Consider the following 14,248-nt stretch of genomic DNA (forward strand, 5'->3'; position numbering starts at 1 on the left):
TGTATTTATCGCGACCACCACACCGTAGCCCGGATAAGGCGCTTGCGCCGCTATCCGGGGACAGGCGCTAACCAATATCTGTAGCTAAAACTTTGCGCGCCGCTTTCCACCTTCTGCGCCTTCTCCTTGGCGTACCGGATTTCGCCTTCTAACGTGTTAAACCACATCATAAATACCGAATTCCAGGAGATCCTGTGGTGGCTTATCGACGTTATTACATTAAGGGGGGAACCTGGTTCTTCACTGTTAACCTTAAAGACCGTAGAAGCATGCACCTAACTGAAAACATAGAATTATTGCGCTACTCTGTCGCCGTTGTTAAACAACATCGCCCCTTTATTATTGATGCCTGGGTGGTGTTGCCTGAACATCTGCATTGCATCTGGACACTACCTCATAATGATGACGATTTTTCTTCACGCTGGAGAGATATCAAAGGCTGTTTTACCAGAACGTTAAAACGACAACCCCTCTGGCAACCGCGCTTCTGGGAGCATGCCATACGCGATGAAGATGATTACCGCCGACACGTTGATTACATCCATATCAATCCACTTAAGCATGGCTGGGTCACCCGGGTGATCGATTGGCCATTTTCAACCTTTCATCGCGATGTCCAGCGCGGGCTATATCCCCCAAATTGGGCTGGCGATAGCTTTGATCTTAGCTGCGGTGAACGCCGATAGCCTCTCCCCGGTGGCGCTGACGCTTACCGGGGCTACAAATCGGCGCCAACCGTAGCCCGGATGAGGCGTTAGCCGCTATCCGGGAAACCTCCCCCGCTGCGAGCGAAACTTCACCCAACTGTAATCTGAACGACATCTCTACCTTCTACTGTCTGGGCAGGACGGAGGAGGAGCCACTATGTTTAGTCTCGACAACGTACTCGATGACCTGTGGCCTCAGGCGAGGCCCGCCCCCTGGCAAAAGAAACTGTTAAAAAAGCTATTTTATGAGGAAGAGTTTCAACAATTTGCCGACCGTCACCGCCACCTGAAGGGGCTTGATACGGTCGAACAGGTGCTGGAATACCTCAATATCCGCTGCGCTATCCCGGCGCACGATCTCGAACAAATCCCCGAATATGGCCCGCTGGTCATTATCGCCAACCACCCCACCGGCACCCTCGACGGCCTGGCGCTCCTGTATGCGGTATCCCGCGTGCGCCGCGATGTCAAAGTGGTCACCAACCGCATGCTCACCCACCTTGAGCCCCTGAGCTCGCTGTTTATCCCAGTGGATAATATTCATGGCCGCACCGCTAAAACGGCGCTGCAGCAGATGGACCAGCAGCTGCAGGCCGGCGGGGTGCTGATCTTCTTCCCGGCGGGGGAAGTCTCCCGCCTCACCCGTCGCGGCATCCGCGATAAAAAATGGCACTCGGGCTTTATTAAGCTGGCGGCAAAATATCGCGCCCCGCTGCTGCCAGCATGGATTAACGCCCACAACAGCGCCCTGTTTTACGCCAGCACCCTGGTCTCCGACAACCTGCCGCTGCTCCTGCTGATGCAACAGATGTTTCGCCGGCGCAACAGCAGCCTGCCGGTGCGCATCGGCCAGCAGATCCCCTGGTCGAGCTGGTTCGATGCCCAGTCCAGCGCTCGCGAGCTTACCGGCCGCTGCTATCAGCACCTTGACCAGCTGCGCAAAGGGCTGCCGGGGCGGTTTAAAACCGAAAGCGCCATCGCCCGTCCGGAAGACCGGGCGCGGCTTAAACGCGAACTGCACAAGGCCGAATGCCTGGGCCGCACCGCCGACGGCAAAGTGATTTACCTCTGGCAGCGCAACGGCCAGGAGGAGGCGCCGCTGCTGCGCGAGCTGGGACGCCTGCGGGAAATCGCCTTCCGCGCGGTCGGGGAAGGCAGCGGCAAACGGCGGGATATCGACCGGTATGACGACGACTATCTGCATCTGATCCTGTGGGATGAAGAAGATCTGGAAATCGTCGGCGCTTACCGCTTTATGCCGACGGCTATACAGCTGGCAAAGCGCGGCCTCGAGGGGATCTACAGCTCCAGTCTCTTCCACTACGACGGGCGGATGGACGACATCCTGCAGCACGGCATTGAGCTGGGGCGCAGCTTTATCCAGCCGCGCTACTGGGGTCGACGCGGGCTGGACTATCTGTGGTCCGGCATCGGCGCTTATCTGGCGCGCTATCCGCACTATCGCTATCTGTTTGGCCCGGTGTCGATTTCTGGCGGGCTGCCGCCCGCCGCTCGCGATCTGCTGGTGGCGTTCTACCGGCTGTGGTTCCCGGCGACGCATCCGCTGGCGGAGTCGCGTCGCCCTTATCCGGCGTCGCTGCCCGACGTGCTGGCGCAGTTTGGCGGGGAGGATTACAACGACGACCTGGCCCGGCTGAAGTCCCTGCTCGGCAATCTCGGCTGCGCGATCCCGCCGCTGTATAAGCAGTACTCGGAAGTGTGCGAGCCGGGCGGAGTGCAGTTTATCGATTTCGGCAGCGATCCGGATTTCAATAACTGCGTGGATGGTCTGGTGCTGGTGGATCTCACCTACCTGAAGGCGAATCGCTATCAGCGCTATATTGGCGAGCATCTGGGTGCGCAAAAATCGGCATAAACGCTTTTTCCCGGCTTGCGGCGCGTTGCGCCTTAGCCGGGCTACGGTTCACCGTTTCCGACGGTTCGGTAGCCCGGAAAAGCCGCGTCAGGCGCCGCCTCCGGGAAGCAGCGGGCAATGCAGCATCCGCTTTTCCCCGCGGCTCGCGGCTGATACAAGCCTTACCCCGCCCGGTAATACGGCTTATCGCCAAGGATCGTCGCCCGGTGCATGATCCGCCGCTGCGGCAGATAGTCGGCATTGGCGTAATGCTGCGTCACCCGGTTATCCCAGATAGCGACATCGTTCGGCTGCCAGCGCCAGCGCACCTGAAACTCCGGTTTGGTGATATGGGCAAACAGGAAGCTCAGCAGCGCCGCGCTCTCTTTCTCGGTCACGTCGACAATCCGCGTGGTAAAGCCTTCGTTAACGAACAGCGCCTGCTTGCCGGTCACCGGGTGGGTACGCACCACCGGGTGCAGCAGCGGCGGATGCTTCGCCACCGCCTCCTGCCAGCGCCGATGCTCGGCTTCCGTGTGGTTGTACTTATACTCCTGGAACGATTTACGGAAATCGTGTTCCGCATGCAGGCCGCTCAGCAGCTGCCGGAAGGGCTCTGACAGCGCCTCCCAGGCGGCGATACCGCTGGTCCACAGGGTGTCCCCGCCGGTCGTCGGCAACTCTTTCGCCGCCAGAATAGCGCCGGCGGGCGGCGTGTCGATAAAGGTGACATCGGTATGCCAGTTGTCATTATCCGGCGGATTATCGTTGTGGGTATCGAGGACGATAATCTCCTCCACGCCTGGGGCGTGAGGGTAGACCGGATGAATATGCAGGTCGCCAAACCGCAGCGCCAGGTCGCGCTGTTGCGCCGGGGTGATATTTTGCTCGCGCAGGAATACCACCTGATGACGCAGCACAGCGTGATACAGCTGTTCAAACTGGTTGTCGCTCAGCGGACGGGTTAAATCCGCCCCGGTCACCTGCGCGCCAATATACGGCCCCAGCGGGGTAATGCTCAGACGTTCACTCATTGTACTTCTCCATGCCAGGGCGTCAGGCGCCGCTGCAGCGCGCGCAGACCCAGTTCCAGTAAAAAGGCGATAATGGCAATCACCGCGATCCCCGCCAGCACCACATCGGTGGCGAGAAACTCGCCGGCGGACTGCACCATAAACCCTAACCCGCGGGTGGCGGCGATCAGCTCAGCGGCCACCAGCGTTGACCAACCGACGCCAAGACCAATGCGCAGCCCGGTGAGGATCTCCGGCAGCGCGCCGGGCAGGATCACCAGCCACAGCACCTGCGCCCGGCTGGCGCCCAGCGAACGGGCGGCGCGAATCCGCACCTGCTGCGCGCTTTTTACCCCCGCCAGCGCCGACATCGCTACCGGGGCGAAAATCGCCAGGTAGATCAGCAGGATCTTCGACGTTTCACCGATGCCAAACCAGATCACCATCAGCGGTAAGTAGGCCAGCGGCGGCACCGGACGATAAAGCTCGATCAGCGGATCGAGGATCCCGCGCACCGTTGAGTTGAGCCCCATGGCGATCCCCACCGGCACGCCGATCAGCACCGCCGCCAGCAGAGCGATAACGATCCGCGTCAGGCTCGCCGCCAGGTGCTGCCAGAGCGTCGCATCCATAAAGCCCTGCGGCCCGGCGATAGTGATAAGCTTCTGCAGCACCTGGCCCGGCGGCGGCAGAAACAGCGGGCTAATCAGCTGCAGCGCCGCGACCGCCCACCAGACGGCCAGCAACACCGCCAGGGTCGCCACGCTGAGGGTGAGCTGACGGGAGAGCGGCCAGCGCCACTTCAGCGTCAGTTGACGCGGTTTGTCGTTCAGTACCACGCTCATGAGAAAGCCTCCCGTTGGTCAAACACCCGGCTCAGAATGTATTCCCGCTGTTCAATAAACCGCGGGTCGGATTTGATGCTGCGGCAGGGTTCGCCCGCGACAAAGCGGCGGCTGAAATCCAGCGGCAGCCGCTCCACCACCCGTCCCGGCCCCGGCGACAGCAGCACCAGCTCGGTCGCCATAAAGATGGCCTCTTCAATGTCATGGGTGATGAGCAGCACCTGTTTGCCGGTCTCATGCCAGAGCGTCAGCAGCAGCGTTTGCATCTGCTCGCGGGTAAAGGCGTCAAGCGCGCCGAAGGGCTCATCCAGCAGCAACAGCTGCGGATTCGCCGCCAGCGCCCGGGCGATGCCCACCCGCTGGCGTTGACCGCCGGACAGCTGCCAGATAAAGCGCTTTTCCGCCCCTTCGAGGCCGACCTTTTTCAGCATCTGCGCCGCCGCTTGCCGCCGCTGCGCTTTATCCACGCCCGCCAGCTGCAGCCCCAGCGCCACGTTATCCTGCACATTGCGCCAGGGCAGCAGGCCTTCGTTCTGGAAGACCACGCCGCGCTCTGCGCCCGGCCCGGTCACCCGCTGACCTTCGAGGGTGATGCTGCCGTGCTGATAGGGCACGAATCCGGCAATCAGGTTCAGCAGGGTAGTTTTACCGCAGCCCGAAGGCCCCAGCACCACCAGCAGCTCCCCACTCTCCAGCGTCAGGTTGATATCCGCCAGCGCCGGTTTACCGCCATAGTCGGCGGAAAGATGCGAGATTTGCAGCATCGCCGCCTCCTTTACTTCACGAAACGGTCAGTAACGTACTGACGATAATCGGTTCCCGCCGCGGGCACTTTGCCCTGCTCTTTCAGAAAGCGCGCGGTATCGACAATGGCCTGATTGACCGGCCCATTCAGCGCCTGCGCCTGCTCAGCGGCGGTCAGGTAGGTGTTCCCCTTCACCAGCCCGGGGACATCGGCTTCCGGCACGCCGCTCAGGCGCGCCAGCTTGCTGATGTGGTCCGGCTGCTTCAGCCACTCATCCGGGTTGGCGATGTAGGGCTGCTGGGCGTCGATGGCGCTTTTAGCAAACGCTTTAACGATCTCCGGATGCTGCTCGGCGAAGTCCTTACGGACCACCCAGACGTCGAGGGTCGGTGCGCCCCACTCCCCGACCTGCGCGGAATCGGTCAGCACCTTGCCCTCTTTTTCCAGTTCGTTAACCGCTGGCGCCCAGACGTAAGCCCCGTCGATATCCCCGCGCTGCCAGGCGGCGATAATCGCCGGCGGCTGCAGGTTAATAATCTGCACCTGGCCCGGCTTGATGCCCCAGTGTTTGAGCGCCGACAGCAGGCTGTAGTGGGTGGTGGAGATAAACGGCACGGCAATGCGCTTGCCGATCAGATCTTCCGGTTTGGTGATGCTTTTCTTCACCACCAGCGCTTCGGAGTTGCCGAGCTTTGAGGCGAGCAGGAACACTTCAATCGGCACCTGCTGGCTGGCGGCCACCGCCAGCGGGCTGGAGCCGATATTGCCGATCTGCACATCGCCGGAGGCCAGGGCGCGCACCACGCTGGCGCCGCTGTCAAATTTCCGCCAGTCGACGGTCGCCCCGCTGGTTTTGGCGAAGGTGTTTTCCGCCTGGGCGACTTTCGCCGGCTCAGCGGAGGTTTGATACGCCACGGTCACATTGACCGCCTGCGCCTGGAAGGCGGCGACGGCCAGCGCCGCCAGAAGAGTAATTCGCGATGTGAATGCCATAATGTCTGCTTCCCCTGAGTTGTTATAGGTGCAGTATTTCCGGCATCAGGATGGAGATGAAGTAATTAAAAATTCTGGCTAATAGCGAATCGTTTTTAGAACAAAAGCGGGAAAGGATAGTTGATTTTGCGCGGTGGGTTGGCGGCAGAGGGTTGGCGCCGGGTGGCGGCTACGCCTTGCCCGGCCTACAGATCGCGCAAGGTGTAGGCCGGGTAAGCGCAGCGCCACCCGGCACAAAACTCAGCGCTTCGCGTTAAGCTCAGCGATATCCTTCGGCGTGGTGCGGCAGCAGCCGCCGATCAGCCTCGCCCCGGCCGCCAGCCACTGCGGCAGATAATCCGCCAGGCTGGCGCAGGCTTCGCCATGATGGTGCCAGGTCTTGCTCACCGCATCATAATGCTCACCGGAGTTAGGATAGACCACCAGCGGCAGCGCCGTCAGGCTGTGCAGATGCGCCAGCGCCGCGGGCGTATTTTCCAGCGCGATACAGTTGATCCCCACCGCCACCACCTGCGGGTTATCCGCCAGAGCGGCCATCACCTCGCGCAGCGGCGTGCCATCGCTGAGATGTTCGGCATCGCGCAGCGTGAAGGAGTACCAGGCGCGGGCGCGGGGATACTCCTGCAGTAGGGCTGTCAGGGCCTGGATCTCGGCGAATGACGGCAGGGTTTCACAGGCCAGCAGGTCAGCGCCCGCATCCAGCAGCGCTTCGACGCGCGGGCGGTGGAAGGCCTGGAACTCTGCCGCACTGCGCTGATAATCGCCGCGATACTCCGAGCCGTCGGCGAGAAATGCGCCATACGGCCCCACCGAACCGGCGACCAGCAGCGTGCCGGCGTGAGGATTCTCGGCGAGGTACGCCTCGCGCGCTTTGCGCGCCAGCTCGACGCTTTTGCCGATCAGCGCCCGGGACTGCGCATCATCCAGGCCGCGCGCGGCAAAGCCGGCGGGAGTGGCCTGATAGCTGGCGGTGATCGCCACCTGCGCCCCGGCGCGAAAGTAGTCGAGATGCACATCGCGGATCAGCTGCGGGTTCTCCAGCAGCACTTTCGCCGACCACAGGCTGTCAGCCAGATCGCAGCCGCGGGCCTCCAGCTCGGTGGCCATGGCGCCGTCCAGCAGCACAAAAGGCTGGGCGGCAAGCAGGGCGGTAAACGGATTAGTCTGCGACATGTTGTGGCTCCTGAGTCATTTTCCGTGAACGAGTAAGATACCAGGCACCATAGCACAGGGCCACAAAGGGGATCCCGCACCACAGCGCAATTCTCTGGCTCGGGTCAAAAGCGAGGCCCACGCAGGCCACCAGGCACAGCACAAAGCCCAGAATCGGCACCACCGGATACCAGGGGGCGCGATACTGCAGATCGCTCAGCGCCTTACCCTGCTGCAGATGGCGGCGGCGGAACATAAAGTGCGAGGCGCAGATGCTCAACCACACCGCCACCACCGCAAAGCCGGAGATCGCTGACAGCGCCACAAACACCGTATCGGGCGCCACCACGCTGGAGAACAGCGCCAGCACGCCGCCCAGCATACTCACCGACAGCGCGGTCACCGGCACGCCCCGTTTATTGACTTTGGCAAAGCAGGCCGGCAGCGTCTTCTCGTTCGACAGCGACCAGAGCATCCGCCCGGAAGCGTACAGGCCGGAGTTGGCCGCCGAGAGGATCGCCGTCAGGATCACGAAGTTGAAAATATCCGCCGCGTAAGGGATGCCCACCTTTTCAAACACCAGCACGAAGGGGCTTTTCTCCACCCCCGCCTGTTGCATCGGGATCAGCGCCGCCAGCACAAACACGGTGCCGATAAAGAAAATAATCAGCCGGGCGATGGTGGTGCGGATGGCGACCGGAATGACCTTATGCGGGTTTTCCGTTTCTCCGGCGGCAATGCCGATAAGCTCCGTCCCGGAGAAGGCGAAGTTCACCGCCACCATGGTCATCAGGATCGGCAGGCCGCCGTGCGGGAACCAGCCTTCGGCGGTGAGATTGCGCAGGCCCGGCGCCGGGGAGCCATCCTGCATCGGAATGATGCCGAAAATGGCCGCGCCGCCGAGAACAATAAACGCGATGATGGTGATCACTTTCACCAGCGAGAACCAGAACTCGCCTTCGGCGAAGAAGCGGGTCGAAATGATGTTAAGACCGAAAATCACCGCGCAGAACACCACGCACCAGATCCAGACCGGCACCTGCGGGAACCAGTACTGCATACAGAAGCCGGCGGCGGTGAAGCTCGAACCCAGCGCCACCGTCCACGTCAGCCAGTAGAGCCACGCCACGGTATAGCCCGTCGCCGGGCCAAGGTAGCGCGCCGCGTAAACATGGAAGGCGCCGGTCTCCGGCATCGCCACCGACAGTTCGCCGAGGCACTGCATCACCAGCCAGACCACCAGGGCGCCAATCAGATACGCCAGCAGCGTTCCGGCCGCGCCGGTGGTGGAGATGATATAGCCGGTATTAAAGAACAGGCCGGTGCCAATCACGCCGCCGAGCGACAGCATGATCAGATGGCGCGTTTTCATGGTGCGCTTCAGTTGCCCACCTTGTTGTTGTGTTGTGCTTTGCATTTTATTTTCTCACGCCAGCCCGCTTGCCCGGGCCATGATGCGTATAAACGTATAGACATCTAAACATCCAAAAGAAGATGTGTTATACCGTGCCACCGCGGAAAAAGCAAAGCCGCTGCACCAGGTCGCGCGCCGACAGCGTGCAGCCTGCCCCATTTTTGCGCAGCGCCGGTGAGCGCGCCACGGGCTGGCGCCTCATCGCGGCGGACAACGTTCTGGCACTCTCTTTGCAGCCTGTCGTTCAGAACCTTTCTATCTGGCGAGGCAACACGTATGACAGAGCACACCACCACCTTAAAAAGAACGCTCGGCAGTTTTCGTTTATGGGGGATCGCCGTCGGACTGGTGATATCCGGGGAGTACTTCGGCTGGAGCTACGGCTGGTCGCAGGCGGGCACGATGGGGTTTATGGTCGTCGCCCTGGCGGTCGCCGCCATGTACTGCGCCTTTATTTTCAGCTTTACCGAGCTGACCACCGCCATCCCGCACGCTGGCGGCCCTTTCGCCTACGCCTACCGCGCCTTCGGGCCCACCGGCGGCTTTATCGCCGGTTTTGCCACCCTGATTGAATTCGTCTTCGCCCCGCCGGCCATCGCCATGGCCATCGGCGCCTACCTCAACGTGCAGTTTCCGGCGCTGGATCCGAAATGGGTCGCCTGCGGCGCTTACGTGATCTTTATGACGCTCAATATCCTCGGCGTCGGCATCGCCGCCACCTTCGAGCTGATCGTCACCCTGCTGGCCATCTTCGAGCTGCTGGTGTTTATGGGCGTGGTCGCCCCCGGCTTCTCCTGGAGCCACTTCACCGCCAACGGCTGGGCGGGCGCGGAAAGCTTTAGCGGCCTGGCGCTGCCGGGGATGTTCGCCGCCATTCCGTTCGCTATCTGGTTTTTTCTCGCCATTGAGGGGGCTTCCATGGCCGCCGAAGAGGCCAAAGATCCGCAGCGCACCATTCCGCGCGCCCTGGGCGGCGGCATTCTGACGCTGACGGTGCTGGCGATCGGCGTGATGGTCTTCGCCGGCGGCGTCGGCGACTGGCGCGCGCTGTCCAATATCAACGACCCGCTGCCTCAGGCGATGAAGACGGTGGTGGGCAACGGCAGCGGCTGGCTGCATATGCTGGTGTGGCTGGGGCTGTTTGGCCTCGTCGCCTCCTTCCACGGCATCATTATGGGCTACTCGCGGCAGATCTACTCCCTCGCCCGCGCCGGCTATCTGCCCGCCGGGCTGGCCTCCCTCAATCGCCGCACCCGCACCCCGCATCTGGCGATCCTCGCCGGCGGCGTGGTGGGTATCGCCGCGATCTTCTCCGACTCGCTGATCACCATCAGCGGCATGCCGTTGACCGCCTGCATCGTCACCATGTCGGTATTTGGGGCTATTGTTATGTATATCACTTCCATGGCGGCGCTGTTCAAACTGCGCCGTAGCGAGCCGAAGCTGATCCGTCCGTTCCGCGCGCCGCTCTACCCGCTGGCGCCGGCCTTTGCCCTCGGCATGGCGGTGATCTGCCTGGTGGCGATGGTCTGGTATAACCTGCTGCTGGCGCTGATTTTCGCGGCGATGATGCTCGGCGGCTACCTGTGGTTCCGCAAAACCGCAGCGGCCCGTGAACGGGCGCCAGTGGATCCTCAACTGCGCACGGTCTCCTGAGGAGGCGGCATGTATAAAACCACGCTATCGGGCCAGGTATGGCGCTTTGATAGTCTGAAAACGCTGATGGCGAAAGCGTCGCCGGCCCGCTCCGGCGACGCCCTGGCGGGCGTTATCGCCCACTCGGCCGAAGAGCGGATGGCGGCGAAAATGACCCTCGCCGAGGTGCCGCTGACCGACATTCTCGACAACCCGCTTATCCCCTACGAGCAGGACGAAGTGACCCGCCTGATCCTCGACACCCATGATGCGCAGGGCTTTGCCGCCCTGCGTCACCTGACGGTCGGCGATTTCCGCGACTGGCTGCTGGACGATGCCACCGATACCGCCACGCTGCAGCGGGTCGCCCGCGCTATCACCCCGGAGATGGCGGCGGCGGTAAGCAAGCTGATGCGCAATCAGGATCTGATCCTCGCCGCCAGCAAATGTCAGGTGGTGACGCGCTTTCGCAACACCATCGGCCTGCCCGGCCACCTCAGCGTGCGCCTGCAGCCCAACCATCCCACCGATGACCTGAAAGGCATCGCCGCCAGTATGCTCGACGGACTGCTGTACGGCGCCGGGGATGCGGTGATCGGCATCAACCCGGCCAGCGACAGCTTACCGGTGCTGGCGCAGCTGAACGTGATGCTGGACGATATTATCCAGCGCTTCGCCATTCCCACCCAGTCCTGCATTCTGACCCACGTCACCAATACGCTGCAGCTGATTGAGCGCGGCGCGCCGGTGGATCTGGTGTTTCAGTCGGTGGCGGGAACCGAAGCGGCCAACAGCGGCTTCGGCATCAACCTTGCCATGCTGCAGGAGGCCCGCGAGGCGGCCCTCAGCCTCGGTCGCGGTACCCTCGGCAACAATGTAATGTATTTTGAGACCGGCCAGGGGAGCTGCCTGTCGGCCAACGCCCACCACGGCGTCGACCAGCAGACCTGCGAGGCGCGCGCCTACGCCGTCGCCCGCCACTTTGAACCGCTGCTGGTCAATACGGTGGTCGGCTTTATCGGTCCGGAGTATCTCTACGACGGCAAGCAGATTATTCGCGCCGGGCTGGAGGATCACTTCTGCGGCAAGCTGATGGGCCTGCCGATCGGCTGCGACGTCTGCTATACCAACCACGCGGAAGCGGATCAGGATGATATGGACACCCTGCTGACCCTGCTGTGCGCCGCCGGGCTCACCTTCCTGATCGGCGTGCCAGGGGCGGACGATATCATGCTTAATTACCAGAGCACCTCGTTCCATGACGCGCTCTACGCCCGTCGTCTGCTGGGCTTAAAGCATGCCCCGGAGTTCGCCGACTGGCTGGCGAAGATGCAAATTATCGATCCGCACGGCGCGCTGCGGCTCACCGACGCCCGCCATCCGCTGCTGTCCGTTCTGCCGCAAGGAGCCCCCGTATGAACCGTCCCGACGCGTGGAACCCGCTGCGTGAATTTACCGATGCGCGGATCGCCCTGGGCCGCAGCGGCGCCAGCCTGCCGACCCGCGAAGTCCTTAACTTTGGTCTGGCCCACGCCAGAGCGCGGGACGCCATTCATCAGCCGTTCGCCAGCCAGCAGCTGGTGGCGCCGCTGGCGGCGCTCGGCCTCGACACCCTGACGGTGCACAGCGCCGCGCCGGACCGTCATACCTATCTGCGGCGCCCGGATCTCGGGCGGCAGCTCGCCGACGAGAGTCGCGCCGACCTCGCCGCCAGCGGCGTCCGCCCCGCCGACCTGCTGCTGGTGATCGGCGACGGCCTCTCTTCCTGGGCGGTAGAGCGCCAGGCGGTGCCGTTGATCCGCGCCCTGCTGCCCTGGCTGCAGACGCTGGGGATCGGCCTGGCGCCGGTGGTGCTGGCCCATCAGTCGCGGGTGGCGCTGGGGGATGATATTGGCGAAACCCTGAAAGCCCGCGCGGTGGCGATCCTGATTGGCGAACGACCGGGCCTCTCCTCGCCGGACAGCCTCGGCGTCTACCTCACCTGGCAGCCCCATCGGCAGCGGCTGGAGTCAGAGCGCAACTGTATCTCCAATATTCGCCCGGAAGGGCTGAGCCATGACGCCGCCGCCTTTAAACTGGCCTGGCTGCTGGAGCAGGCTTTTTTACGACGGCTTACCGGCGTGCGCCTGAAAGATGAAAGCGATAATCCGGCGCTGCATGGAAAAATAAAACCATTGACCCCTTTAAAATAATAAGTCACGCGAGCCGAAGAATAGATTTTTAATATTACCTGGCGCACCTGAATATTATATTCGGGTGCGCTGAAATCGCCCGGCGGCGCTTCGCTGGCGCGAGCCTGTGGAAACCGTTAAACCGGTTTATATTGCTTTTTTTTCCAGGCCGGATAAGGCGCCAGTCGCCCCCCGGCAAAATACGTTCAGCGTATCAAAAGCCGTGTTGTCACCAGCCTTATGCCCTTGCCTGCAGGTAATAAGAATATTGCATGAGTAAAAACGAAACGGACGTTGTAAGGTAATTCAGCGCCTTAAAAAATACCCGTCATACTTTAAGTTGCATGTGCGTTGGCTGCGTTCTCTCCCCCCAGTCACTGACTTCTGTAAGCGCCTGGGGATTCGCTCACTTGCCGCCTTCATGCGACTCGAATTATTTAGGGTATATATCTCGTTATCTATTCAACATAACAGCCAATAATTCGCCAGATACGCTGGCGAATTATTCCTCAATGTTATGCAGTCATTGATGGTTAAAGATAAATAATCGACCGACGGAGAAATACCAATGAAATCGTTTTCCGGGAAAGCGTCTTTAATGGCCACGCTGGTAGCCGCGCTGGCCGGCGCGAGCAGCGCGCAGGCAGCGGAAATTAAAATCGGGGTGGTATTACCCCTGAGCGGCGCCCTCAGCGGCTATGGTCAGCCGTCGCAGAAAGGGCTGGACATTATTCAGACCATCACCCCGACGTTAAAAAATGGCGATACCATCAAGCTTATCGTTATCGATGATAAAAGCGACAAAGTCGAAGCGGCCAACGCCATGCAGCGGCTGGTCTCCAGCGATAAAGTGGATGCCGTGATCGGGGAAGTCACCTCCTCCAACACCCTGGCGATGACCAAGATCGCCGACGACAGCAAAACGCCGCTGGTCTCCTCCACCGCCACCAACGACCGCGTCACCCGCAACCATCCGTACGTCAGCCGGGTCTGCTTCTCGGACAGCTTCCAGGGGGTGGTCGGGGCCAATCTGGCCTCCCGCGATCTGAAAGCCAAAACCGCCGCCATCGTGTTTGACAGTAGCAACGATTACTCCGTCGGCCTGGCGAAAGCGTTCCGCACCCAGTTCCTGAAAAACGGCGGCACCATTCCCATCGAGGTACAGGCCCCGGGCGGCAGCAAGGACTTTAAAGCCCAGCTGGCGAGCGTCAAGGCGAAGAATGTCGACATGATTTATATGCCGATCTACTACACCGAAGGGGCGCTGATTGCCGTGCAGTCAAAACAGCTGGGGCTCAACAAACCGGTGGTGGGCGGCGACGGTCTGGCCGCAGATCAGGTCTTCTTCGATGTGGGTAAAGACGCGGTCAACGGCTATATGACCACCGATTACTACTCGCCGAACGCCAAAGAGCAGACCCCGGCCGGGGAAACCTTCATCAAAGCCTGGGAAGCCAAATACCAGCAGCCGACCCATACCTGGGGCGCAATGGCGGCGGACGCCTATAACGTCATCGTCAACGCCATGAACCAGTGCAGCGATCCCCACGATCGGGTCTGCGTGAATGAAAAAATCCGCGCCACCAAAGATTTCCAGGGCGTGACCGGCACGCTGACGTTACAGAACGGCGACGCCATTCGCAGCGCGGTCATCAACGAAGTGAAAGATGGCAAGCTGGCGTTTCGTACCGTGGTTAACCCTTAAGTTGTGACGAGGC

14 protein-coding genes are annotated in these 14,248 nt (G+C 61.5%); 6 read left to right on the forward strand and 8 right to left on the reverse strand.

Annotation, left to right across the window (positions count from 1 at the left end; all coding sequences use genetic code 11):
* Positions 1 to 194 precede the first annotated feature (194 nt).
* Together AC6CWS_RS08820 and olsF are read left to right on the forward strand one after the other, a co-directional pair.
* Positions 195 to 686 (forward strand): REP-associated tyrosine transposase, encoded by a 492-nt coding sequence (locus AC6CWS_RS08820; protein WP_072013399.1) that lies wholly within the window; start codon positions 195 to 197, stop codon positions 684 to 686.
* 178 nt (positions 687 to 864) lie between these two features.
* Positions 865 to 2,583 carry a bifunctional ornithine lipid synthase OlsF gene (gene olsF, locus AC6CWS_RS08825; protein ID WP_065882842.1) on the forward strand — a complete coding sequence of 573 codons (1,719 nt, stop codon included), beginning with the start codon at positions 865 to 867 and terminating at the stop codon, positions 2,581 to 2,583.
* 161 nt (positions 2,584 to 2,744) lie between these two features.
* Here the strand turns inward: olsF and tauD are convergent, their stop codons facing one another.
* From tauD to AC6CWS_RS08860, 7 genes are all read right to left on the reverse strand, one after another.
* Entirely contained in the window at positions 2,745 to 3,596 is an 852-nt protein-coding gene (gene tauD, locus AC6CWS_RS08830) for a taurine dioxygenase (RefSeq protein WP_023288563.1), read from the reverse strand.
* Entirely contained in the window at positions 3,593 to 4,420 is an 828-nt protein-coding gene (gene tauC, locus AC6CWS_RS08835) for a taurine ABC transporter permease TauC (protein ID WP_032453385.1), read from the reverse strand. The genes tauD and tauC overlap by 4 nt, the downstream gene beginning before the upstream one ends.
* Complete coding sequence (gene tauB, locus AC6CWS_RS08840; RefSeq protein ID WP_023288561.1) at positions 4,417 to 5,184, reverse strand: taurine ABC transporter ATP-binding subunit; 768 nt, start codon at positions 5,182 to 5,184, stop codon at positions 4,417 to 4,419. Before tauB ends, tauC begins: the two co-directional genes overlap by 4 nt.
* A gap of 11 nt (positions 5,185 to 5,195) precedes the next feature.
* Positions 5,196 to 6,158: a taurine ABC transporter substrate-binding protein gene (gene tauA, locus AC6CWS_RS08845; protein ID WP_065882843.1), complete on the reverse strand. Its 963-nt coding sequence runs from the start codon at positions 6,156 to 6,158 to the stop codon at positions 5,196 to 5,198.
* A 240-nt stretch (positions 6,159 to 6,398) separates the two neighbouring features.
* Complete coding sequence (mmuM, locus tag AC6CWS_RS08850) at positions 6,399 to 7,331, reverse strand: homocysteine S-methyltransferase (protein ID WP_064157847.1); 933 nt, start codon at positions 7,329 to 7,331, stop codon at positions 6,399 to 6,401.
* Positions 7,318 to 8,727 (reverse strand): S-methylmethionine permease, encoded by a 1,410-nt coding sequence (gene mmuP, locus AC6CWS_RS08855; RefSeq protein ID WP_065882844.1) that lies wholly within the window; start codon positions 8,725 to 8,727, stop codon positions 7,318 to 7,320. Before mmuP ends, mmuM begins: the two co-directional genes overlap by 14 nt.
* An 82-nt stretch (positions 8,728 to 8,809) precedes the next feature.
* Positions 8,810 to 8,938: a hypothetical protein gene (locus tag AC6CWS_RS08860; protein ID WP_072199122.1), complete on the reverse strand. Its 129-nt coding sequence runs from the start codon at positions 8,936 to 8,938 to the stop codon at positions 8,810 to 8,812.
* A 62-nt stretch (positions 8,939 to 9,000) separates the two neighbouring features.
* Between AC6CWS_RS08860 and eat the strand changes: the two genes are divergently transcribed.
* From eat to eutC, 3 genes are read left to right on the forward strand one after another with little or no spacing between them, the layout of a single operon-like run.
* Positions 9,001 to 10,380: an ethanolamine permease gene (gene eat, locus AC6CWS_RS08865; protein ID WP_032453381.1), complete on the forward strand. Its 1,380-nt coding sequence runs from the start codon at positions 9,001 to 9,003 to the stop codon at positions 10,378 to 10,380.
* Between the two features lie 9 nt (positions 10,381 to 10,389).
* Positions 10,390 to 11,778 carry an ethanolamine ammonia-lyase subunit EutB gene (locus tag AC6CWS_RS08870; protein WP_023288556.1) on the forward strand — a complete coding sequence of 463 codons (1,389 nt, stop codon included), beginning with the start codon at positions 10,390 to 10,392 and terminating at the stop codon, positions 11,776 to 11,778.
* Positions 11,775 to 12,551, forward strand: coding sequence for an ethanolamine ammonia-lyase subunit EutC (gene eutC, locus AC6CWS_RS08875; protein ID WP_023288555.1), 777 nt, complete (start codon positions 11,775 to 11,777; stop codon positions 12,549 to 12,551). The genes AC6CWS_RS08870 and eutC overlap by 4 nt, the downstream gene beginning before the upstream one ends.
* Before the next feature lie 441 nt (positions 12,552 to 12,992).
* Here the strand turns inward: eutC and AC6CWS_RS08880 are convergent, their stop codons facing one another.
* The gene (locus AC6CWS_RS08880) at positions 12,993 to 13,136 is read right to left on the reverse strand and encodes a hypothetical protein (protein WP_032428606.1); all 144 of its coding nucleotides are present in this window, start codon (positions 13,134 to 13,136) and stop codon (positions 12,993 to 12,995) included.
* Here AC6CWS_RS08880 and AC6CWS_RS08885 point away from each other — a divergent pair.
* Entirely contained in the window at positions 13,129 to 14,235 is a 1,107-nt protein-coding gene (locus AC6CWS_RS08885; RefSeq protein WP_072096492.1) for an ABC transporter substrate-binding protein, read from the forward strand. The genes AC6CWS_RS08880 and AC6CWS_RS08885 overlap by 8 nt on opposite strands.
* Positions 14,236 to 14,248: the final 13 nt, after the last annotated feature.

Source organism: Klebsiella sp. M041, assembly GCF_059759695.1.